Source organism: Colwellia sp. F1 (assembly GCF_056238625.1).
In genome coordinates, this window is sequence record NZ_JBWDLI010000010.1 from 112037 (window position 1) to 135596 (window position 23560).

At 39.1% G+C, this 23560-nt stretch carries 17 protein-coding genes and 1 pseudogene; 4 read left to right on the forward strand and 14 right to left on the reverse strand.

Annotated elements, in window-relative coordinates:
* Window positions 1-3: 3 nt before the first annotated feature.
* From AC0UA9_RS11210 to pseI, 4 genes are read left to right on the forward strand one after another with little or no spacing between them, the layout of a single operon-like run.
* Window positions 4-780, forward strand: coding sequence for a cytidylyltransferase domain-containing protein (locus AC0UA9_RS11210; RefSeq protein WP_475660076.1), 777 nt, complete (start codon window positions 4-6; stop codon window positions 778-780).
* Window positions 773-2056, forward strand: a complete 1284-nt coding sequence (locus tag AC0UA9_RS11215) for an aminotransferase class III-fold pyridoxal phosphate-dependent enzyme (protein ID WP_475660078.1) — start codon at window positions 773-775, stop codon at window positions 2054-2056. The genes AC0UA9_RS11210 and AC0UA9_RS11215 overlap by 8 nt, the downstream gene beginning before the upstream one ends.
* A complete protein-coding gene (gene pseG, locus AC0UA9_RS11220; RefSeq protein ID WP_475660079.1) occupies window positions 2056-3633 on the forward strand; it encodes a UDP-2,4-diacetamido-2,4,6-trideoxy-beta-L-altropyranose hydrolase in 1578 nt (525 codons plus the stop codon). Before AC0UA9_RS11215 ends, pseG begins: the two co-directional genes overlap by 1 nt.
* Entirely contained in the window at window positions 3630-4682 is a 1053-nt protein-coding gene (pseI, locus tag AC0UA9_RS11225; protein ID WP_475660080.1) for a pseudaminic acid synthase, read from the forward strand. The genes pseG and pseI overlap by 4 nt, the downstream gene beginning before the upstream one ends.
* Before the next feature lie 36 nt (window positions 4683-4718).
* On the opposite strand, the gene AC0UA9_RS11230 is transcribed toward pseI, so the two are convergent.
* From AC0UA9_RS11230 to AC0UA9_RS11295, 14 genes and pseudogenes are all read right to left on the reverse strand, one after another.
* Window positions 4719-5804 carry a hypothetical protein gene (locus tag AC0UA9_RS11230; protein WP_475660082.1) on the reverse strand — a complete coding sequence of 362 codons (1086 nt, stop codon included), beginning with the start codon at window positions 5802-5804 and terminating at the stop codon, window positions 4719-4721.
* Complete coding sequence (locus AC0UA9_RS11235) at window positions 5765-6670, reverse strand: PLP-dependent aminotransferase family protein (protein WP_475660083.1); 906 nt, start codon at window positions 6668-6670, stop codon at window positions 5765-5767. The genes AC0UA9_RS11230 and AC0UA9_RS11235 overlap by 40 nt, the downstream gene beginning before the upstream one ends.
* Window positions 6670-7389 carry a class I SAM-dependent methyltransferase gene (locus AC0UA9_RS11240; RefSeq protein ID WP_475660085.1) on the reverse strand — a complete coding sequence of 240 codons (720 nt, stop codon included), beginning with the start codon at window positions 7387-7389 and terminating at the stop codon, window positions 6670-6672. Before AC0UA9_RS11240 ends, AC0UA9_RS11235 begins: the two co-directional genes overlap by 1 nt.
* Window positions 7390-7464: 75 nt before the next feature.
* A complete protein-coding gene (locus AC0UA9_RS11245; protein WP_475660086.1) occupies window positions 7465-9474 on the reverse strand; it encodes a motility associated factor glycosyltransferase family protein in 2010 nt (669 codons plus the stop codon).
* A 439-nt stretch (window positions 9475-9913) separates the two neighbouring features.
* Complete coding sequence (gene fliD, locus AC0UA9_RS11250) at window positions 9914-11998, reverse strand: flagellar filament capping protein FliD (protein WP_475660090.1); 2085 nt, start codon at window positions 11996-11998, stop codon at window positions 9914-9916.
* 121 nt (window positions 11999-12119) lie between these two features.
* Complete coding sequence (locus AC0UA9_RS11255) at window positions 12120-12539, reverse strand: flagellar protein FlaG (RefSeq protein WP_475660092.1); 420 nt, start codon at window positions 12537-12539, stop codon at window positions 12120-12122.
* Window positions 12540-12729: 190 nt separating this feature from the next.
* Window positions 12730-14172, reverse strand: a complete 1443-nt coding sequence (locus AC0UA9_RS11260; protein ID WP_475660093.1) for a flagellin — start codon at window positions 14170-14172, stop codon at window positions 12730-12732.
* A 340-nt stretch (window positions 14173-14512) separates the two neighbouring features.
* Window positions 14513-15490, reverse strand: a complete 978-nt coding sequence (locus AC0UA9_RS11265) for a flagellin (RefSeq protein ID WP_475660216.1) — start codon at window positions 15488-15490, stop codon at window positions 14513-14515.
* Window positions 15491-15568: 78 nt separating this feature from the next.
* Window positions 15569-15979, reverse strand: a pseudogene (locus AC0UA9_RS11270) (flagellin N-terminal helical domain-containing protein); the annotation flags it as partial.
* A gap of 412 nt (window positions 15980-16391) precedes the next feature.
* Window positions 16392-17834 carry a flagellin gene (locus AC0UA9_RS11275; protein ID WP_475660095.1) on the reverse strand — a complete coding sequence of 481 codons (1443 nt, stop codon included), beginning with the start codon at window positions 17832-17834 and terminating at the stop codon, window positions 16392-16394.
* A gap of 198 nt (window positions 17835-18032) precedes the next feature.
* Window positions 18033-19265 carry a flagellar hook-associated protein FlgL gene (flgL, locus tag AC0UA9_RS11280; protein ID WP_475660098.1) on the reverse strand — a complete coding sequence of 411 codons (1233 nt, stop codon included), beginning with the start codon at window positions 19263-19265 and terminating at the stop codon, window positions 18033-18035.
* A 10-nt stretch (window positions 19266-19275) separates the two neighbouring features.
* Window positions 19276-21270 (reverse strand): flagellar hook-associated protein FlgK, encoded by a 1995-nt coding sequence (gene flgK / locus AC0UA9_RS11285; RefSeq protein ID WP_475660100.1) that lies wholly within the window; start codon window positions 21268-21270, stop codon window positions 19276-19278.
* 43 nt (window positions 21271-21313) lie between these two features.
* Window positions 21314-22456: a flagellar assembly peptidoglycan hydrolase FlgJ gene (gene flgJ, locus AC0UA9_RS11290; protein ID WP_475660101.1), complete on the reverse strand. Its 1143-nt coding sequence runs from the start codon at window positions 22454-22456 to the stop codon at window positions 21314-21316.
* A gap of 12 nt (window positions 22457-22468) precedes the next feature.
* Window positions 22469-23551 (reverse strand): flagellar basal body P-ring protein FlgI, encoded by a 1083-nt coding sequence (locus AC0UA9_RS11295; RefSeq protein WP_475660102.1) that lies wholly within the window; start codon window positions 23549-23551, stop codon window positions 22469-22471.
* Window positions 23552-23560: the final 9 nt, after the last annotated feature.

The window sequence follows — 23560 nt, forward strand, 5'->3', positions numbered from 1 at the left end:
CTCATGACTGATATTTTAATTGTTTTACAAGCCCGTATGTCTTCATCAAGACTACCAGGGAAAGTATTAAAAAAAATACTCGGCAAACCTATGCTTGAGCACCAATTGCATCGACTGTCATACATTTCAACACCGCATCAGTTAATTGTTGCGACAAGTGATAACACCAGTGATGACGCTATTGAGGCATTATGCAAGCAACTTAATATTGGTTGTTATCGGGGGGATTTAGACGATGTACTTACTCGGTATTATCACGCTGCACAAAGTGTTAATCAAGATAAAAAAATAAAACACATTGTACGACTTACCGGTGATTGCCCCTTAATTGACGCTGAAGTTGTTGATAACGTTATCGCATTTTATTTAGCTAAAAAAGTAGACTATTGCTCAAACTGCGCTCCCGCAACCTTACCTGACGGTTTAGATGTTGAAGTTTTTAGCTTCGATGCATTAGAGAAAGCCTATCAACTCGCTAAAAAGCCTTCAGAACGCGAGCATGTAACACCTTTTATTCGCAACAACCCGCAGTTGTTTAGTCGTGCAAATTTCACACACACACCTGATTTATCACATTTACGCTGGACAGTTGATGAGCCTGAAGACTTTAAGTTTGTTAGTCAAATCTATCAATGCCTGTATAATAAAAATAACACCTTTACTATGACTGATGTTGTATCATTACTAAAGCGACATCCTCACTTGAATACGCTAAATAACACCTATCAACGTAATGAAGGTTTGCACAAATCACTACAGCAAGAGCAAGGCTATGAATAAAAGATTTACTAATTCCCAACAAATGCTTGCACGCGCTGAAAAAAGCATTCCATTAGGCTCACAAACGTTTAGTAAATCTAAAACCGCTTATCCTTATGGTGTATCACCTTTTTTCATTGAACGAGGCCAAGGTTGTCAAGTGTGGGATATTGATGGTAACCACTATATCGATTTTGTTAGTGCTTTATTATCGGTTTCACTGGGTTATTGCGATAAAGAAGTCGATAATGCCGTTATTGAGCAATTAAAATTAGGTGTTACTTTTTCGCTTCCTCACCGTTTAGAAACAGACGTTGCCGAGATGATCATCGACATGGTGCCTTGCGCCGAAATGGTACGCTTTGGTAAAAATGGCAGTGATGCAACCTCAGCCGCAATACGATTAGCCAGAGCTTTTACTAAAAATGACCACATTGCTGTTTGTGGCTATCATGGTTGGCAAGACTGGTATATTGGCTCAACATCACGTGATTTAGGTGTGCCAGCGGCAACTAAAGCACTCACTCATACTTTTACGTATAACAACATAGATTCCCTTAAAAAATTACTCGAACAAAATAACTTTGCTGCCGTTATTATGGAGCCAATGAACAGCAGTTACCCTGAGGCTAATTTTTTACAAGAAGTTAAAGACTTATGCCATCAACACGGTGCCTTATTAATTTTTGATGAAATGATCACCGGTTTTCGTTTTTCAGCAGGAGGCGCACAGGAACTCTTTGGGGTAACCCCTGATTTAGCCACGTTTGGCAAAGGCATGGCCAATGGTTACCCTATTTCTGCAGTCGTTGGGCGTAAAGACATTATGATGCTCATGGAAGATATTTTCTTTTCGGGTACTTTTGCAGGCGAAACATTATCACTAGCGGCAACTAAAGCGGTCTTAAATAAAATCAACCATGAGCAGGTATTACCCCATATTCATGCCATGGGCGAGAAGCTAATAGCAGGCCTACAACAAATTCTGCACGCTATGGAAACTCCAAATTGGTTAAAGGTGTGCGGTCACCCTAGCTGGTCATTTTTACAAGTTTTTGATTGTCCACCATACTCAAGTTGGCAGTTAAAATCATTATTATTGCAAGAAATGACTGAACGGAACATATTACTTGGTGGCGGCCACAACCTTAATTACGCTCACAAAAGTAAAGATATTGAAACATTATTAGCTGCTTATAGTGAAGTGCTACCTTTATTAGCTGACACCATTAAACAGCAAAATTTTGATCAAGTATTTCACGGTAAAGTATTACAACCTTTATTTAAGGTTCGTTAATGGAAACTATTGTTTTTAGAGCTGACGCTTCGCCAGTACTAGCAACTGGACATATAATGCGCTGCTTAACCTTAGCACGAGCATTAAAATTAACATTCCCTTTAGCACGCATTATTTTTATTTCTAATCACTTGCCTAATAATTTAGCTGCTAAATTAATGCAATTACCAGTAGAGCTTATTACGCTACCATTTGACATAGACAGTGATAATTGGCGACAAATGGATGATGCTAAAGCTTGCATCTCTTTGATAAAAAAACAAGTATTAACTGTAAACACTTCCATAGACCTACTCATTATTGATCATTACCTTATTGACTGGCAGTGGCAAAAAGAGTTAAAAAACTATTACCGGAAATTACTGGTTATTGATGATTTAGCTAACAGACAACACCTCGCTGACTTTTTACTTGATCAGACGTTAAATCGTAAAACAAATGATTATTTATCGCTTGTTCCTCCGTATTGCCAGCTTTTATTAGGCACAAAATACACAGTGTTAAGAGATGAGTTCAAGCAACTTATTCCAAATGCCAAACAAAAAAGGGCACAAGTAAAAGCAACAAGAAACATTATTTCATTTAGTAATATTTTAGTTAATTTAGGTGGTTTAGACACAACAAACCTAACTAAAGTAATTATCAATGCATTAATAAAATATAGAAAAAGCGCTAATAATCATAAGTTAACTGTTGATATAATCATGGCAAGCCACTCCCCGCATGTAGCAAGCATAAAAGCACTTATTGCAGATTTTCCTTGGCTAACTCTCACCCTTGATTGTAATGATATGTCTAACAAGATGCTTAACGCTGATCTAGCAATTGGTGCTTGTGGAACTACTGCCTGGGAGCGCTGTAGTTTAGGACTCCCGACTTTAGCTATTGTTCTAGCCGACAACCAAAAAGAGGTCAACAATAGCTTGGCTAATGAAAACGCTATTATTAACCTAGGTCATTACCAAACACTAACAATACAAGGGGTTGTTGACGCTATACACTCATTAGAAAGCCAACCCTTTACCTATTTATCATTAATTAAAAACAGTTTTAACTGCTGTGACGGTTTGGGCACACAACGTGTGATAGCCAGATTATCTCTGCCGGAAGTGACACTAAAACTCGCAACTATCGATGATTTAGCGTTAATATTTCAGTGGCAATCAAATCCTCAAATAAGACGTTTTTCTCGTAATACAAAAGCAATAAAATACGAAGATCATAAACAGTGGTTTTTATCAAGTATATCCATGGAGCATCGCCATATGTACCTGATATGTTTGGCAGGTAAAAAACTCGGCGTATTACGCCTAGATAAACAAGCAACAAAAAAGTGCATTGAACGCTATGAAATATCGATTTTGGTCGCTCCTCAAGCGCAGCGACAGAAACTAGCGCTTAAAGCTATTCATGCTATACCAAAACGCTTTGATTGTTGTGAAATTTATGCTTATGTTCACCCTCAAAACTACGCTTCACAACAATTATTTAACCAAGCAAATTTTATAAAACTAACCGAAAGCAGTTACCTTCGTGCTCCTTATCAATACCCAAATAATGAGGATTCTCAACCATGAATGCCAATGAAATTAGCATTAATAACCGAAAAATAGGCCCGAACCACGCCCCTTACATTATTGCGGAACTGTCAGCTAATCATAATGGTTCTCTTAACAGCGCTATAAAAACTATAAAGATGGCAAAGGATAAAGGCGCTGATGCAGTCAAAATTCAAACGTACACTGCTGAAACGATGACGATTGACTGTGATAACGATCACTTTAAAATACAAGGGGGCTTATGGGATGGTTATAGCCTCTATCAACTTTACCAAGAAGCGCATACCCCCTATGAATGGCACAAAGAACTCTTTGACTATGCTAAAAAAATTGGCATTACCCTCTTTAGTAGCCCGTTTGATGAAACGGCCGTAGACCTCTTAGAAACACTCGATACACCTGCCTATAAAATTGCATCTTTTGAGTTAACTGACTTGCCGCTAATTGAGTATGTTGCTAAAACATTAAAACCCATGATCATGTCTACTGGCATGGCTAGTTTAGCAGAAATCGAACAAGCCATAACTTGCGCACAGCAAGCTGGCTGTAAAGCGTTAGTTATTTTGCATTGTATTAGCGCTTATCCAGCGCCTGTACAAGAAAGCAATTTAGCCACTATACAAGACTTAGCAAGAAGGTTTAACGTTATCGTAGGTTTGTCTGATCATACTTTAAGTAATACTGTTGCCATAACAGCAACAGCATTGGGGGCTAGTGTTATTGAGAAGCATGTGACGCTATCAAGAGATAACAAAGGCCCTGACAGTGAGTTTTCACTTGAGCCTAATGAATTAAGTGCTTTATGCCGTGAAACTAAAATAGCATGGCAAGCACTCGGTAATGCTGGCTATGAATTAAAGCCCGCAGAAATACAAAATAAAAAATTTAGGAGATCCCTTTATTTTGTTGAAGATATTGCAGAAAACACCATAATAACTCCACAACATGTTCGTAGAATCAGGCCGGGCTTTGGGCTAGCTCCCAAATATTATGACGATATTATCGGTAAAAAAACCAGTAAAACTATTAAACGTGGTACTCCTGTAACAAGAGATTTAATAAAATAAGAGCCAAGTGAATCAATAAGTGCTTTAGCTGCTCACTTAATCAAAAGTTAATATTGCATTTGCTTCAATATCAATAGTATTACTAAACCCTTCTTTAAAGAAGCCGATAGCGCTTTCTTTTTCTGTCGGCATATTTTGCTCAAATCTATGGTGGCGATTCCCTAAAAAATATCGCGTAACACCAAGTGTTTTCATGTATTCAATCGCTTTAGCTTGCACCACATGACCAAGGGGTAAATCAAACAGGCTACGATCATATACACCTACACTATATGAGGCCTGCAAAGGGCTAAGATTGAACAACGCTACGCCAATTAAGTGATGATGATCGTTATGCAAGGTAACACAAAAGGCCTCACCAGCATTCACCATGTTTTGCTGCAGTTTCCACGTTGAAATCGGCCTTGTTTCTTTACCAGATATCTCAATATGAAACTTTCTAAATTGTTTAAGTAAATCATCAGACATTTGCGTATGCAAAGTAGACTGCCATAATTTTAACCCTTTATTAATTAATGAACGATAGCTTTTTCTAAAGCTCTTTTGTATATCCACTAATTCAGCGCTAAGGTTAGCAATTAAATATTGTTGGTAATCAACCGACTTAATAACGGGAGTAAAGGTACGTTGCCATAACATGTTATCTAGTGGACTATAAGATAATTTAATGTCGTGATGGTTATGTAAACTAAAGTCTTTTAATAAATGAAAACATTGTTGATATATTTTTTTAATTATTTTTTTACTAATACCGTCAATAAAAACTGGTGGAATTATATTTTTACAGTTACTTTGCAAAGTAATAGTATTGGCTTTTTTATATAAGGTTAAGGGCCAAATAGCCACGGGGTTGTTATTTTCATATATCGTAAAAGCACAATTTTTTGCCGTTAATAAATAATCATGATGATATGCAATAGTTAAAGGCAAATATTCACTGCAAGCTTGCTGACTCTGCGATAACACGTTTTCCCACTCTACTTGGCTTTGCGCTAGTTTCACTACTTGAATAAAATGCTTGTCAGCTAAATTTTGTAACAAATGTGCTTGTTGCGTCAAGCTAGCCTGATCTTTCATTGCTATTAACACCAATTGGCCTGCGAGTGACAAGGTAATAGCCATACTTTTGAGCAAACTTGCTGATTATAATTAAAAGCATTGCGTTGTTTTTCCATAACATGAAAAGGCACTGAGGAATATAAGCTATCGTGCGTTATCTTCTCTTGCGAAACAGCAATGTTAGCAGGTAATCGCATATCGTCACTGCCAGTATTAAGTGCTAGCTGCGGAAAGTTTTTCCTAATAACCGCTCTATTTAACTTTATTTTATTTGCCGAGTTATTGATTAATACCTCAATACTTTTTGCTATTTTAGGTGCTAAAGTTGGCTTAGCTTGCAATACCGCCTCTTGTAAACAAGTGTTGTCCAAATACGACGTAGGTACGTCAAGTGCTTGTGCCATTTGCTCGCGTTGCTTTATCAGCTGATAATAATCAACATCATGTTGGCAAACCACTAATGCCCCAACAGAAGCAGAACAAATTTTAGGTAAGGAAATCAGGCAAAAAGGTGCATTATTTGGAAAAAGCTCACTCTTTTTGTTCGTGAGAATAAGAGAGTCTACTGCATCTTCAATTAAAATATTTTTATAAAGCTGTTCGTCAACCAGTGTTTTACTGCCCCACTGGTGGTAAATTATTTGCTGTTCGCATTGCTGAGGGTAAGTCGTGGATGGCGTACTTTGATATGCAACAGCCGACAACACACAATGCGATGAAAATGGCTGTACAAAGGTTAGTTGTGACCTTGTCAGCTCTCGCATAGCTGATATAGCCATAATTCCGACTCTCGCCCTTGAAAAATAAACTACTTTATAAGGCGCATACAAGTCAGAAAAGTATCGCTCTATCGCGGTAAGTATCGACTTATCGTCTGTTACAGTAGTACTATTAATGGCTGTTTTGGGCCATAGCCAAACACGCTTCATTACCATTTCCTAATGAGAATATCTTCACGAGTATTAGAAAAGGGTAACTGTTTACTTTGAGGTACAAGGTAAGTTTCATAGCCCATTTGACGGTATCTCATCATTAACATGATGACTAACGCGTCATCTAAACTGCCTGGTTCAAATTGATTCCAATTAACTTCAGGCGTACTTTGCTCACCACTCCACGCTTGATGAAATGCTTTGCCATGCTCTGATGATAAAAAACGTTTCTTTTTTGTCGCATTAGGTAAATCAGCCAATAATAATGAACCGCCACTTTTTAAAAGCTTCACTAATGAATCAACAAAGGTAATAAAGTCACTTTCAAGATAAACACAATGAAAAACACTATACACAATAATTGCATCCGCTTTGTTTTGATACCTTTCAACAAAGCCTTGATCAGGAAATTGAACAGCAACCTTAGATACGTTATCAACTTCTGGTAATAACGAGAGCATTTCTTTGCTGTCTACGAGTACCAAGTTGTTTTGATAAGTGTGGCTATTTTTAATGAGCTTTTTTACTGGATCAGAGCAGCCACAGCCAATATCAATGATTAATGAGCCTTTTTGTGTTAGCGCGGGCAACTTAGTACAAATATCGGCAAAAATATTTAGTTCATCATCACTTTGATTTAAATAACGACCACATTTTTCAGTTGTGGTTAAGCTTTCATCTTTAGACGTTTTTTTATAATAATCAAAAGGATCCATAGTTTATCTCTACATCATTAATTTTAAAGTATTGTTTTGTAAACTAGTTTACTTTGTGGCCAGATAGCAATTTAGTTACACTTTTGACGGTTTGTTATATGAAGCCACTAACTCTTGATATAACGCGTTAATATGCCTACGCAGCTCTCCTATACTAAACTTTATAAATTCTTTTTGCGCTGCGGCATCATCATAATAATAACAGTTAGACATAATATAAGCCTGAAAATATCTAAAGGTACCTTGTACTAACCAATAACTGACTTTATATTCGTCGCGTGCCTTAAGCCTCATTAGTAATTTGTTTTGTAAATGAAACGCTGCTGATAGATCATTTCTATCGTCAATTTTACCATTAACAATTTTCATCAATTCATCAAGTATCACTTTGACTTCTTTAAATGATTCAGATATTGCGCGATCTAATTTTTTTACTGAGAACTGTTTGTTGTCAAAAGAAGAAGCTAACAATGCTTCTAAAGCCTGCGTTTTATCAGAAAATTCATCAAACGAATTAAGTTCGGCTAAAGGTTGAGGAGTACAACCTTGAATTTTAGCGCCATCAGAGCAATTATGCACCATTACATCAGGATTGAGTTGCAGTAACATTTCCATGTTAGCACGAGACATATCTAAAATATCTGTGGTGTAAACAAGCTCGCTAAAGTTACCGGCAACTTGCATATTTTCATCTGCTTGTACAACGTCATTAAATTCATTAAATACTTCGTCATAATAAATACTGTCTTTTGAGTGGTGATGCTCACTACTTTTATAGCCTAAATCGACACCAACAAGATAAATATTTTTAAAGCCAAGTGAAGTGACAACCGCTAATGCAGTATTACTAACGGTTGGGTTACTATAATCAGGTGCTGCATACATATTTAATTTATCATATTGCTGAATAAGTTTACCACCCGCATCATTTAACTTAGTGAGTAACAAAGGTGTCTTAAACCTACTCAGTAACTTGGTATAAACAGTATTTAGGGCAACTATTTGTATGTCTTTTAGCTTTATTTCTTGATCTTCTTGTTGTTTTTCAATCACCTCTATATAAGGTAATAACGCAGCTGTACGCTCCATTTCAATGTGAATATCTGGTTTAATGTTGTTTTTTAACAGTGCTTTTAAGCCAGTGCCGCAACTTACAATAATGATGTTAGCTGAGTTTTTTTGTAGAAAGTCTACTGATTCATCAAACGAGGGGCCATTAGCGACAATGAACACAGGTTTTGTTGCTAATTGATTGTTATTTAAGCTTTCTTTTTTACAAATTTTATAACCCGCTTGTATATTAGTTAAGGTATGGGAAATACTAATAATTTCATCTTCCATAAAGCCCCAACCAGCAGTCCAACGGTGACCTATTTCACGAATAAGCTTTACCGTGTCTTCCGTAGTGTCACTCAAATAGTGTCGGAAAAAGAACATTCTACTTAAGTTGAAATGACCTTGTTGGTGAAGCATCTTAGAAATAGCATTGATCACACCTGCTGACGAGCCACCAACCCGTACTGTAAACGCACCTCCTAAAGCAATACATTGCTCAAGAATAACTCTTAATTCAATACAATGTAACATGGCATAAAAAACATCTTTAGACGGCTCGTATAAAAAGAAATTAACAATGCTTTTTTGATTAAATAATGCTTCTATTTGATAACCTAAACCCGCACCAATCATACAAACGCAGTCTATTCTATCTTCATCAATGGGTCTGTGTAGCGTATCTTTAACATCATTCTTTCGCTTGTTGAGTATCTTTTTTAATATGTGCGCATGGTCAAAGTAGATATCTTTATCTTCTTGATGCTCTAGAGTGTAGGTCATCATGGCAGGATCTTTTATAAATAAAGCAACCTGTTCTTTAGCATGTGCTTTGGGATCGTTATAAACAAATGCGTCGTTATTAAATAAATTAGCTTGGCCATTTTCATCAATAGCTACCCCCGCACTTTCTGGCTGATAATTTTTAAACTCTTCATAGATTTCAGGAATATAAACTTTTAACGCATCTAGGTTTGCATTCAGTGTTGCTTGCATTAACATTTTTTGAATTGTAATTGATGGGTCTTCCATTAATATCTCCGGCTTAAGTTTTAACTATTATGAATTAATCACTTAAACATTAGAGTCATTACCTTGCTAAAACAAAGTAAGGTTTAGTGATTGCTTGCGTTTGCTTGTAACTATTAGTGTCACATAGATATAAACAATATACCAAGCAAATTTAATACCAAGGCAACACTGGCATGACTTTATTAAATTAAGGGGCATTGTCACTGTGCCGTACTAACTTTACAGGCTTGTGCACTGAAAAACGTATAATATATAAGGTATGGTGTGGTTATTTTGGCGTCTATTACATTTTTATGTCAACATTAAATGGTAGTGTAAATAATTCATCTAAAAATTGACTAAAAAAATAATACTGTGGGAGTAATGATTAAAGCAGCATTCGCTCGATGTGATTAGCAGCAATAGTAGCTCAAAAAGCACAATTGCTGCGGGTTAATTGTTAACTAGAGCTTTTTACCACGCCGGGCATGTTCTCTAATTGCGACATTAAATAGGAGCTGGTTGAGTTCATTTGAGCAACCATTAAATCCATCGCATTATATTGCGCATATAACCTTGATTCTAACGACGCCATTTTTAATTGAAAGCCTTCTAGATCACTAGTTAACTTGTCTATTTGATTATTTTTACCTTCAATTCTTTGACTAAGTACACCACTAGCGTCAGTATAAAAGCCGACAAAGGTTTCCATATCTTTGACAAAACCATTATCACCTTCATCGCCTAAGAAAAAGTTTTGCACTTGATCCGGTGACTCTTTTATTAACTCGTCAAGCGTGTCTGAATCAAAACTCAACTTACCATCACGCTCGGTACGAACACCTAATTGAGACAAGGTTAATGTATCACCATTACCGGTATCAAACCCTTTATTAAACTGACTTCGTATTTTAGACATGACGCCACGTAGCATAGCATCACCTGCTAGCGCGCCAGCACTCTCTAACTCGCCATCGGCATTTAACCCTGACTTACCTAACTGATCCGTTAAGTCAACCAAGGCATTAAAGCTTTCAATAAAGGTATTAATACCTGCAGCAACATTTTTATTATCTTCAGTAACTGACACTTTACTAAGGTCATCATCAAGGCCGTGTGCCTTGTTTGCTGTAATAGTTATTCCATCAATTACAGAATCAAAAACATTACTACTATTAGTAACCGTGATGGTGCCATCAATAGTAATTTTAGCATCTGTAGGGGTATCAACTTGTGTCATATTATCAAGATTTGCGGTCGCGACTTGGTTGGCAGAGCTAAACTGTGAAAGCCCTGCCATATCGCTATTGTCACCGTCATCATCAACTGCCGTTACCGTAATAGCATGCGCACCACCTGATTGCCTACTATTAAAGACGAGGTAATCACCCGCACCGTCGTTAACAATACTGGCTTTAATCGAGCTATTTTCACTACTGTCATTAATTGACTTCATAATGTCAGATAGGTTATCAAACGCCCCAACAGTTACATCAAAACTATTACCACCCGAGCTAAAGGATAATGTGCCCGAGCCAACGGTGTCAGTTGATGCAAAGCTATTGGCCGAAGTGAGCGTATTGGTTGCGGCAGATGTCAAGCGAGATAACCCGGTATTATCACTGTTAGAAACACTAGGAGTATCCATATTAGCAGAGGCAAATTGAGAAATTCCCGTAGCATCACTGTTATTACCATCATCGTCTGTTGCTGTCACTGTTACTGCGTTAGCAGCTCCTGGCTCAATAGAATTAAACACTAAATGTTGGCCTGTGCCATCAGTAACGATCCTAGCCACCACTGAAGTATTATCGGCACTTTCATTAATAGCAGTAACAATATCTGATAAAGTGTCTGCAGCGCCTACTGCGATATCAAAATTATTGCTTCCTGAGCCAAACGATAGCGTTCCTGAGCCAACCGTATCTGTATTAGCAAAGCCTGCGGTTGAAGTTAACTTATTGCTCGCTTCTGCAGCAACGACAGTGATAGCATTATCAACCCCTGTTTGCTTACTATTTAAGACTAAATGTTGTCCTGATGCATCGGTTATAATGGTGGCACTAACGGATGTATTATCAGCATTATCATTGATGGCATCACGAACATCACTTAATGTTGCTGTACCCGACACCACAACATCAAACGCATTATCACCTGAGGTTATCGACAGCGTGCCTTCACCTACTTCTTCTGTTGCCCCCATGGCTGATGACATTAATTTATGCTGAGTTGCTAACGCTTCAACTTTAACTGAGTATTGGCCAACCTCAGCCTCTTTGTCTGAGGTTAGGCTAACAAAGTCATCACGGCCAGAAATTGTCCGGTTTTGATATTTATCAATATCACCAAGGCTCTCAAAAGAAGCTGTTACCGCTTCTAAGGCAGACTTTAATGCACCGACAGCAGAGATATCTGTAGTAAAGTCACCCTGTTTTTGAGCTACTCTTGACTCATACGGTACTTTTTCAGCATTAACGATTGCCGAAACAATTTCGCTAACCTGTAAACCTGAACCAATACCTGTAAATGAAATACCTGCCATGATAATCTCCTTAAGACGTAACTTTTAATACCTAATTGTTAACTTGTACTCTTTAGCCTTTAACTACTCATTTATATAAAACTTAGCTTCGTGTTCTAGCTGAGTGTGTAGCTAAGGTGAACTAAACCTTGGCATCAACAAAGCCACCAACCATATTTGACAACTTAGACACCAAAGTAAGCACTTCTTCAGATGGGTATTGCTTAATTAAGTCACCTGAGCCTTTGTCAATTACTTTAATCACGTTCCGGCCAGAATCTTCATCTACTGAGAATTCTATATTCCTGTTCAGCTCACCAACAAAATCTTGCAATTGTTGCGCCACTTTATCAAGTTGTTCCGATGTTAAAGGTGACGGTGACGGAGTGGTTTCAGCTGGTTTGAGGTGAGTATCTGTTTGCTCAGTATTAGCGTTCACATGAGTTGTAATGGGTGAGGAGCTTTTATCAACAGTATTATTTTGCGTAACTGGATCACTGATGCGTTTATGTTCAGGGAGTAAGCTTAAACCACCTATTTCATTAGCATTATGGATATTCATAGTATGCTCCTATTTTAATCATACCACGCACTTTGACAGCGAATATATTACGTTAATAGTCAGTATAAATTATCGTGGTGTGTATATCAAAAAACACAAAATATAAAAAGACAAAAGGAAGGGGGAATAGGCCCCTTCCTTTCTCTTAACGTTATAGGCTGAACCTAAGCCTAAATTACACTTAGCTTAATTAGCCAATTAAACTTAATGCCGCTTGTGGTAACTGGTTAGACTGAGCCAAAATTGATGTACCTGCTTGTTGCAATATTTGGTTCTTCGTCATTACCGCAGTTTCTGAAGCAAAGTCGGTATCTTCAATTCGGCTGCGTGATGCTGATACGTTTTCAGCAACGTTAGCTAAGTTACTAATAGTGTGTGAAAAACGGTTTTGCACCGCACCTAAATCTGCACGTTGGCTATCAATTTGCGCTAGTGCCGCGTCAATCGTTTTAATTGCCGCTTGAGCGCCCGTTGAATCAACACCTGAGATATCCATCGATTTAATCGTAGTTAACTCACTTGCACCACCCGTAGAGGCAATAGCAGCCGCACCAGTTCCAAGTACTTCATTAGCAGTCGCACCACTAATACCGATTTTATTTGACGATGATAAATTAAGCTCGGCTGACACACTTACCGCAGCAGCTAATGTAGCTACAGCTTGCCCACCAATAGTAAAACCACTGGTATCACCTGTACCCGTTGCCTCAATACCGTCAACATCAGTTGCTTTAAAGGTAATAGTATCAGTGTCTTTGTCATAAACAGCATCATAACCATCTGCTTGCATTTCTTCAGCTAAACGGGCTGAGTCGCCACCAAACTTACTTAAGTCATACTCATGAACCGCTGTTCCACCTTTAGAAATTTCAATGGTAGATGAGCTGCTTGAGTCAATACCAGCAATTTTTGTATTTAAACTTGCCTCGGCAACAACACCTGTCGCTGCACCATTTATACTGTCAGCAATAGTCGCGGCACCATCACCAGCACCAACAGACACATCCTTACCATTAATATTTAAGGTGTCGGCTGTTGTATTCATATTAGCAGCTAAGGTTAGTGTTTGAACATCGCCAATACCTGTTGATGCTGCAGTACCTTTACCTTTTATTTCATGCGCACCAATCGCTTCAGCTGACATGTCACGTAAGGTTACATTGATTGTTTCATTGGCATTAGCACCAACTTGGAACTGCTTTGTACCAAAACTACCATCAAGTAAGCTAGTTGCACCAAATTTAGTGGTTTCAGAAATACGGGTTAATTCTTGTTGCAGGGCGCCTACTTCTTTTTGTAGCGCTGCACGGTCGTCTGCACCGTTTGAACCGTTAGCTGATTGTAATGCTAAATCACGCATACGTTGTAAAATAGCTGATGATTCTTGCATTGCACCTTCAGCGGTTTGCGCCATTGAAATACCGTCGTTAGCATTTCGTTGTGCTACGCCTAAACCATTCACTTGTGATGTTAAACGGTTAGCGATTTGCATACCTGCTGCATCATCTTTAGCGCTGTTAATACGCATACCCGATGATAAACGTTGCATTGAAGTCGCTAAACCTTCGCTTGATTTACTCAAGTTGCGTTGCGCGTTAATTGATGAGGTATTCGTAATTACTGATAAAGCCATGATTAACTCCTGATTACATAATGTAATTGTTTAGTTGTATAAATCAGAAACCGTTCATTAACCAAATTAATTAAAACAGCTCCGTACTAAACACCTTAACGGCAGTATAAAAATTAACTTGAATGTTTTTTGTAAAAAAAAACAAAAAAATATTATTACCCCTACCAAACACTCAGCAAAAAAAACATAATACATTGTTTTAATATAACTTTTACCTTTATACTCAGCATAACATCCTCAGAAAAATAAAATAATAAAAACAAAAAAGGCCAAACATTAACTGCCTGGCCTTATAAACTATTACTTTATTACTCACTAACTTTGGTAAATCACCTCTAAGCTAATTACCCAATAAACTAATGGCTGCTTGTGGTATTTGGTTGGCTTGAGATAATATTGTAGTACCTGCTTGTTGTAATATTTGGTTTTTGGTCATCACCGCTGTTTCTTTAGCAAAGTCGGTATCTTGTATGCGGCTACGTGATGCTGATACGTTTTCTTGTACGTTGGCTAAGTTACTTATCGTATGCGTAAAGCGGTTTTGCACCGCCCCCAAATCAGCCCGGTTAGCATCTATTTGTGACAAAGCCGCATCGATAACTTCTATAGCTGCTTGCGATCCAGCTGCAGTAACACCTGATATATCTATGTTTTCTACTGAATTTAACGCACTAGTACCACCACTAGCGCCAATGTTATTACCGTTGAACCCCTGCCCTAGGATTTCATTAACCGTATTACCCGAAATACCAATTTTTTCAGCCGAAGATAAATGCAATTCAGCTGAGTGAGATATAGCGCCAACGCCTGATGTTAATAAAGCACTTGGGGGTCCCATTTGTACCGTACCCGCAGCTGAAGCGGTAACTTCAAAACCATCAATCCCCGTGGCTATTACATCGATACCGCCAGCCCCTGAATTTAAGTCTTGATCAAATACAGCATTGTAGCCTGCTGCTTGCAGATCTTCAGTAAGGCGCTCCATATCGCCACCATAAGAAGCTAGATTAAAAGTATCTTCCACTGCTCCCTCTTTATAAATGTTAAACGTTCCAGCATCTGAAGCAGACAAGCCTTGTATACGGGTTGACAATACAGCTTTAGCGGTAACTCCTGTTGACTCATCATTAATATTCGCTGCTATGGTAGATGCACCATCACCATTAACAAAAGTTACATCCGTACCATTGATATTCCAAGTGTCACCCGTTGTATTCATATTTGCCGCTAACAGTGAGGCTTCAACATCACCAATACTATTACTCGCGGCAGTGCCGCTACCTTTAATTTGATGTGCGCCAATATCATCGGCAGCCATATTACCTATAGTAACGTTAATAGTTTCATTTGCATTAGCGCCAACTTGAAACTGTTTTGTACCAAAACTACCATCAAGTAAGCTGGTTGCACCAAACTTGGTTGTTTCTGCAATACGGGTTAGTTCTTGTTGTAGAGCCCCTATTTCTTTTTGTAATGACTGTCGGTCACTAGCGGAGTTTGAACCATTGGCAGACTGTAATGAAAGATCTCGCATTCGCTGCAAAATAGCCGAGGATTCTTGCATCGCGCCTTCAGCAGTTTGTGCCATCGAAATACCGTCGTTGGCATTACGCTGTGCTACTGCCAACCCATTTACCTGGGACGTTAATCGGTTGGCAATTTGCATCCCTGCTGCATCATCTTTAGCACTGTTAATACGCAAACCTGAAGATAAGCGTTGCATTGATGTTGCTAAACCTTCACCTGATTTAGTTAAATTTCGTTGAGCGTTAAGTGATGGTGTGTTAGTTACTACTGATAAAGCCATAATAATCTCCTAATAGTACGCTTTAGAAGCTTATTAAATAAAGCCCCTTTACTAGCCTTATATACAATCAAAAACCGAGCCAACTTTAAAAACAACAATAAAAACAACAAAGTAAGGCTAAACTTAAGTTACAGTAAGGACGACAGCATTAGGTGCGAAGGGGATATATTACTTATTTTGTTTTTCAGTCAAAGTATTGACCCTCGATAATTCACTTGTTGTATTTATTTTTGTATTTATATCGATATAAATACAAAAATTACAGTTAAGCTTTGAAAAAATAAATAACCAAAACAAAAAAGGAAACCCTATAAAGGTTTCCTTTTAATAAATACACATGCATCGATTAACGTATAACAGTAACTTTATTAAAAATAAAAAATACTGCTCGTAATAACCAACATTACATAAGCTAGCCTAATAAACTTAAGGCTGCTTGCGGTATTTGGTTTGCTTGTGACAACATGGTTGTACCTGCTTGTTGCAATATTTGGTTTTTGGTCATTGTCGCTGTTTCAGCAGCAAAATCTGTATCCTCAATTCGACTTCGTGACGCTGATACATTCTCAGCCACGTTAGCTAAGTTACTAATGGTATGAGAGAAACGATTTTGCACCGCACCTAACGAAGCTCGGCTTGAGTCTATTTGAGCAAGTGCTGCATCAATCGCTTTAATAGCACTTTGCGCGCCAGTTGCATCAACGCCGGAAATATCGAGGGAGTCAACACTTGTTAACCCACTTGCACCACCGGTTGATTGAACAGCTGCGGTACCAGTACCTAAAATTTCATTCGCTGTGGTACCACTAACACCAATTTTAGATGATGAGGACAAGTTAAGCTCTGCTGACACACTTAGTGACCCTGCAGTTGACGCAACCGCTTGACCACCAATTTGAAAACCACTGGTATCGCCAGTACCAACCGCCTCCATACCGTCAACATCGGTAGCTATAAAATTGATAGTATCAGTATCTTTATCATAAACGGCGTCATAACCATCTGCTTGCATTTTTTCAGCCAAACGCTCAGAATCACCACCAAAGGTACTTAAGTCATAACTATCCACTTCAGCGCCATTTTTAGAAATTCTAATTTCAGAATTACTCGATGCGTCAATCCCTGAAATAGTCGTCACTAATTTCGCCTCGGCTGTCACCCCTAAAGCTTCAGCATTAACTTTGTCAGCGATTGTCGCTGCACCACTACCAGCACTATAGGTAACATCGCCACCATTAATATTAATAGTGTCGCCGGTCGTGTTCATGTTAGCTGCTAATGCTATTGTTTGAACATCACCAATACCTGTTGACGCTGCAGTGCCTGGGCCTTTAATTTCATTCACACCAATATTGTCAGCCGCCATATTACCTAAAGTTACATTAATTGTTTCGTTAGCGTTAGCGCCAACTTGAAACTGTTTAGTGCCAAAAGTGCCATCTAATAAGCTGGTAGCACCAAACTTAGTGGTTTCAGCAATACGGGTTAATTCTTGCTGTAGTGCGCCTACTTCTTTTTGTAGGGCAGCTCTGTCTTCAGCGCCGTTTGAGCCATTCGCTGATTGCAGTGCTAAATCACGCATACGTTGTAAAATTGCTGCTGATTCTTGCATAGCACCTTCGGCTGTTTGTGCCATTGAAATACCGTCGTTAGCATTTCGTTGTGCTACCCCTAAACCATTCACTTGTGAGGTTAAACGGTTAGCGATTTGCATACCTGCCGCATCATCTTTGGCGCTGTTAATACGCATACCTGATGATAAACGTTGCATTGAGGTTGCAAGTCCATCACCCGACTTCGTTAGGTTTCGTTGTGCATTTATTGACGCTGTATTGGTTACTACTGATAAAGCCATAATAAACTCCTAATGTATGAAATTATTTATTAGAAGCTTGTTCAGCAAGCCTCTTTACTCTTCTTATTAAGAAATACTGATAACAATAATGGTGATAGTTACCTACCGACGGTTATTGGTTACCTGTTGTTACTGATTATAAATAAAGCATAAACAATGCCACTTTTATTAAATCAGATAAAAACTTTCATCTTCCGGTTAAAGATAATTAAATAGGGATAAATTTTGCACCTTACTAAACGTTTGCTGTGATGCCTGTAGCGCTATTTTTGACTGTTCAAACTCTGAAATAGCTTTTGCAAAGTCTAGATCCTCTATTTTGCCTCTATCCGTTGCCGTTGCTAGTTCGGTATCTAAGTGCCTGTTTTTTTGAGTTTCCAGTACCTGCAAGCGCACACCTGCGTCAACGCGCCTTGAAGTAATATGCCCCATGGCCTCATTAAGTTGGTTAAGCAAGGTGTTATAGTCAACTTGGTGTTGCTCTTGGTCACTTGACATAACACCTTTTTCCATCCATTCAATGGCGCTATTAACGGTTTCAAAGATGCTAACCTCTTCTTGTTCGTTAATAACAAAGCTTTCACCCGGCAATGGATTGCCACTTAAAGTAACGGCAATGCCGTCAAAGGTAATTGTTTGCCCCGCTTCATAGGGAGCTGGTACTGCAGGTGCTACGGGAAAAGCCACATTGCCTCCGCTATCAGTTACCGTTAAGTTATTGGTGGTGGCGTCAAAATCGAATGTATATTCATGGGGTAAAACACTGCTGTTATATGCGTCACGGTCAACCACTTTGGCACTTTCAACAGCAACACCTGAGGTATTAGCTGGGCTAGCATTATAGTGAGCGGCAAAGTCGCCTAATGCGTTATTAACCGTTAAAAAAGAAGCGTCGCCTGCTTGGTTAGTTGGAATATTAATATTTTTTGATATTTGTAATTGGTTTACCCCTGCATCACCATTGTAAACAACGGACCCGTCAACTTTTTGGCTAAACGGGCGTAAGTCGGTTTGGTAACCAGCAAAGATATAGTCTCCGTTTTCATTTTGTGTATTAGAAATATCAAGTAATTGATCAAAGCTATCTCTGACCTGATTAGCTAAGGTCTGCAAGTCTTCGCTAGACATGCGGCCATTATTAGCTAAAAGCATATCTTGTTTAATCTTATCTAATACTAGCTCGGTATCAGCAAAAATAACTTCTTGTAAGTTATTATCACTCTCGGCCATAGTAATATTACGCTTATATTTTTCAATATTGGCTAAATCATCTTTTAGACCTGATAATGTGCCATATGCAACGGCATCGTCTTTGGCAGTGTGTATACGCAAACCACTGGATATATGCGCCATTTGGTTATTAACCTCTGCACTTTTATTACCCATCATTTGCGAGCTTTGCAGATAAAACTGAGCAGTAGATACACGCATAATAAACTCCTTACCTTACGGCAGCTAAAATAGTGTCAAAAATAGTATTTGCCGTTGAAATTATTTGTGATGCCGCTTGATAAGCTTGTTGAAACTTCAATAAATTTGCGGCTTCCTCATCAAGGTTTACACCTGATGTTGCTTGGTTTCTATTGTAAGCTTGCGTGAATAACGCTTGGGCTGTATCAGCGACTAAGTCGGCATTACTGGCTTTAGCACCAACAACAGCGGTAGAAGTTGCTAAACTTTGGCTAAAGGTTTGTTTGCCGCCGTCAGTAACCCCCACCTCTTGTGTTTTGGCTAGTACCGCAGCGTGGTTTCCATTACCTACCCCAAAAGCATCACCTAGCACAAATGTTTCTCTTGCATTAGCACCTGAGCCAACAAGGTCTCCGTTAATTTCAATTTGAAAGTCTGGTGAGCCGGTAGGAATGTCTACCGTAGCACTTGTGCCTGCAGCATAACTGCCTGTGGCTATTGCCGGAGCTGGCGGCGGTGTGGTGGTGTTATATACCCGGTAGCTAAAAGTGCCCGGGGCGCTTTCGTAAACATCAACGGTTACGTCATAAGATCTGGCGGCAACGGGATTAATAACATTGGTTATTTCAATTGAACCATCACTCACATTGTTACTTGAGGGCGTAACCGCAATAGCAGAACTTGCTGCAATTGCACTGCCGTCGGTTAGTGTTGCCTTCATTAGCGCTGCACTATTTTTTGTAGGTACGACAATAAAGGTATCACCTGCGTTAGGTATGCCCGCTTCAATAAATGAAAAGCCATAATCAGGTGAAGAAGGCGTATGAGTGCCCGCAGGTATACCCGAGCCTGGCGGGCCTAAATTTTCACTCGCACCCGTCGTTAAGTTATGTAAACTAAAATCGGTTCCATCAAAGCGCACTTCAAAATCATCAGTGGGTAATAATGACACATCCGTAATACTAATTTGTGCTTGTGTAGTGCCGGTATTAGCATCTGTCGGTGATACACGCCCTTGCTGCAGTTGGGTGGTGTTAACATTGGTAAATATATTAGCACCTTGCAAGCCATTTAAATCTAAACCGCTGGCCTGGGTATCGTTTAAGGTTGATGAAATAGCCATCGCTAACCGGTCTACTTCTTTACGTGTTTGGTTTAAGTGCTCATCTCTAAATTCAAAACTTGCTGCTAAAGAGCCACCTAAGGTGTCTCCTTTTATAGCAACACTACTATTACCTCTTACTAAGCTTAATGTGGTTTGCTTAACATCAGGGTTACCGGCATTAACTTGCAGAGTAAGCGGGGTAATTCCTGCCACCAGTGTTGTCCCCTGACCTATCATTACCGTTTGAACACCATGTACATCTTCAACCGTTGTAACTTGGGTATAACCACTGAGCTCACCGATGAGTTGATCTCTTTTATCAAGTAAGTCGTTAGGCTGGCCTGACTGTGTTATTTGCCCCGAATGCATAATGGTTTCATTAAGCTTGGCCAGTTCTCTTGATATTTCAGAGATTCTCGTCGCTACTTGTGTTATTTCACCATTGACTGCGTCAGTCATTTTTTCAAAGTTGCTGCTTAACTCATTAAAATCACTGCTTAGAATCTTTGCTTGACTCAGTACTATGCTACGTAAACCTGAATCATTGGGATTGTCTGCAATGCCATTCATTGCTTGATAAAAGTTTTCTAAAGAATTGACCACTGCCCCACCTGCAGTGCTCATTATTTGATCTAGCTGCGCTAGGCGGCCATCAAGCAAATCAGCATGCCCTAAGTTACTTTGACTAAGTAATTGTTCCTTATGAGAAAACTTATCATATACACGGGCAATATCTTGAATGTAACTGCCTGAGCCAATAAAATTATTGCCGTGGCTCATACCAACCAATGCATTTTGCTCTGCACGTTGCCTGTTATAGCCTTCAGTGTTTACATTGGAGATATTATGACCAGTAGTAGCCAACTGTTGTTGGGCTGCTAACAAGCCACTTACGCCGCTTTGGTATAAATTTACTGACATAATGATAGCCTCAACACTTATCGCAGCACGCTACGATTTGCCTTTATTTGGTAATTAAATTTGAGACTGTGCGAAGTGTTGCCATTATTTTATTGGCATATTGTGGGTCGGTCGCATAGCCTGCCTTTTGTAAACCATGCAAAAAGTGCTCCACATTACCAGAATTTTTTAATGCGTCTTGGTATCGACTGTTATTCGTGAGAAAATTAGCATAATCAGTAAAGCTGTCATCAATAGACTGGTAAGCCCTAAAAGGTGCTGATTTCTTTACCATAGCGCCAAACTCAAACTCTAATGTATCTTTTTGAATATGTTCGCCACCCCAACGACTATCGGCTTTTATATTAAATAAATTATTTGAGCTGCTGCCTTGTTGATCTTTAATTATTTTTTGTCCCCAGCCTGTTTCAAGCGCGGCTTGGGCTATAACTACCTCAAAGGGCACTCCTATTTTCTCTTGTACCGCTTTTGCCGGTTTAATCAGTGCGCTAACAAAGTCTTTTGGCTGGGCAAACGAAGGCGTTAATAAATTGACACTTTGCTCATTAATACTTTGATCTTTTATATTGACAGCACTTGTCGTTTTTCTTGTCGGTATAAAAGGCACTGGGCTGACCTTTTCAACTGACGGGCTTATTGCTTCGTTTCGCGTTACTTTATTGCTACTTGAAAAAATACTAAATGAAGTAGTACTTTGTGCACTGTTACTTGGTAATTCATTACGCTGTGAATGAACACTCTGCGCTGGGTTATTTGCTAAATTAGGGTGTGCAGCGCTACTGGCTTTGCTTATGTTGGCAAGATTGCCATCATTGCGCAACACCGTTCTGGGCGTAAAGTCATCATCACCGCCTCCGAGTTGCCTAACGATTAAGTCAGTTAACCCTAATGAGCCATTTGACGATAATTCAACCGCCATTTGTTGGTCGTTCATATCACGATAAAACTTGGTTGACTCAGAGTTAAATGGGCTGTCAGACTCTAATACGTCTTGTGCTTTACGCATGCTTTTTAATAGCATTTGCATAAAAATGGCTTCAAACTGCTGTGCGGCTTCTTTTAAGGCTGCTTTTTTGCTGTCTCCATCGGTTTCTTTAGACTGCTGACGAATAGCATTTAAGCCATTAAGCTCTAAAAAATTTCGTGATTGTGCAAAGTTTGCTGTGGTTGTTAATTTGTCAGCCATAGTTTATTACCATTAAATAACAATAAGCTGGCCACGAATAGCGCCCGCTTGATCCAGTGCTTCTAAAATTGCCATCACGTCGCCTGGCCCAGCACCTACTTCATTAATTGCTCGTACTAACGTATCAAGCGTTATTCCCGGCTCAAAGACAAACATGCGGGCATCTTCTTGTGTAACATTCACATTAGACTGGGTTGTAACAGCGGTTTCGCCCTCAGCAAAAGCGCCTGGCTGCACCACATTTTGCACTTCATTGATGGTTACGGTAATACCACCATGAGTAATGGCAGCGGCAAGTAGTTTTACTTCAGAGCCAATAACTATCGTGCCTGTACGAGAGTTAACTATAATTTTAGCTGCTGGTGATGCTGGCTCAAATTCTAAGTTTTCTAATACAGACAAAAAGCTCACTCGGTCGGCAATATCTCTTGGTGCTGTCACTTGTACTGACGTTGCATCAATCGCTTGCGCTGAACCTGCAATAAAATCATTGATGGTGTCTGATAATCGCTTTGCGGTGGTAAAGTCTGATTTGTGTAAATTAAAGGTAATATGATCCCCCATTGAAAAAGGGGATTTTATTTCACGTTCAACCGTTGCACCATTAGCAATACGCCCAACAGTAGGTGTGTTTACCAATATTTTAGAGCCGTCAAGCCCGCCAGCGCCCATACCACTAACAACCAAGCTCCCTTGAGCTACAGCGTAAGCATTGCCGTCAAGCCCCATCAGCATTGTTTGCAATAAAGTACCACCTCGCAGGCTTTCAGCACTCCCCATACTAGAAACAGTAACATCAATGGTTTGCCCAGCTTTAGCAAAGGCAGAAAGCTCTGCATGAACCGCAACAGCCGCAACATTTTTAATTTTAGGCTTCATGTTAGCGGGCATGGTAATACCAAAATTACTTAACATAGTTTTAAAGCTTTGCTCTGTAAACGGGCTTTGCTCCCCTGTACCAGGTAAACCAACAACTAGCCCATAACCAATGAGTTGGTTAGCGCGAACTCCTGCAACATCCGTTAAGTCTTTAATACGCTGTGCATGACTAGAGAATGTTAAAAAAATAATGATAATGGTTAGTACTGCTTTCATAATATTGCC

What these genes read in the sequence shown, in the direction of transcription:
- AC0UA9_RS11210 (WP_475660076.1), top strand. Translation starts at nt 4, where the DNA reads ATGACTGATATTTTAATTGTTTTACAAGCCCGTATGTCTTCATCAAGA.
- AC0UA9_RS11260 (WP_475660093.1), bottom strand. Translation starts at nt 14,172, where the DNA reads ATGGCTTTATCAGTAATTACGAATACCTCATCAATTAACGCGCAACGC.
- pseI (WP_475660080.1), top strand. Translation starts at nt 3,630, where the DNA reads ATGAATGCCAATGAAATTAGCATTAATAACCGAAAAATAGGCCCGAAC.
- AC0UA9_RS11235 (WP_475660083.1), bottom strand. Translation starts at nt 6,670, where the DNA reads ATGAAGCGTGTTTGGCTATGGCCCAAAACAGCCATTAATAGTACTACT.
- AC0UA9_RS11275 (WP_475660095.1), bottom strand. Translation starts at nt 17,834, where the DNA reads ATGGCTTTATCAGTAGTAACCAATACAGCGTCAATAAATGCACAACGA.
- flgJ (WP_475660101.1), bottom strand. Translation starts at nt 22,456, where the DNA reads ATGGCTGACAAATTAACAACCACAGCAAACTTTGCACAATCACGAAAT.
- flgK (WP_475660100.1), bottom strand. Translation starts at nt 21,270, where the DNA reads ATGTCAGTAAATTTATACCAAAGCGGCGTAAGTGGCTTGTTAGCAGCC.
- pseG (WP_475660079.1), top strand. Translation starts at nt 2,056, where the DNA reads ATGGAAACTATTGTTTTTAGAGCTGACGCTTCGCCAGTACTAGCAACT.
- flgL (WP_475660098.1), bottom strand. Translation starts at nt 19,265, where the DNA reads ATGCGTGTATCTACTGCTCAGTTTTATCTGCAAAGCTCGCAAATGATG.
- AC0UA9_RS11215 (WP_475660078.1), top strand. Translation starts at nt 773, where the DNA reads ATGAATAAAAGATTTACTAATTCCCAACAAATGCTTGCACGCGCTGAA.
- fliD (WP_475660090.1), bottom strand. Translation starts at nt 11,998, where the DNA reads ATGGCAGGTATTTCATTTACAGGTATTGGTTCAGGTTTACAGGTTAGC.
- AC0UA9_RS11230 (WP_475660082.1), bottom strand. Translation starts at nt 5,804, where the DNA reads ATGGCTATTACCTTGTCACTCGCAGGCCAATTGGTGTTAATAGCAATG.
- AC0UA9_RS11265 (WP_475660216.1), bottom strand. Translation starts at nt 15,490, where the DNA reads ATGGCTGCCGATGATATTGGCGCACATCAAATTAAAGGTAGCGGCACT.
- AC0UA9_RS11295 (WP_475660102.1), bottom strand. Translation starts at nt 23,551, where the DNA reads ATGAAAGCAGTACTAACCATTATCATTATTTTTTTAACATTCTCTAGT.
- AC0UA9_RS11245 (WP_475660086.1), bottom strand. Translation starts at nt 9,474, where the DNA reads ATGGAAGACCCATCAATTACAATTCAAAAAATGTTAATGCAAGCAACA.
- AC0UA9_RS11240 (WP_475660085.1), bottom strand. Translation starts at nt 7,389, where the DNA reads ATGGATCCTTTTGATTATTATAAAAAAACGTCTAAAGATGAAAGCTTA.
- AC0UA9_RS11255 (WP_475660092.1), bottom strand. Translation starts at nt 12,539, where the DNA reads ATGAATATCCATAATGCTAATGAAATAGGTGGTTTAAGCTTACTCCCT.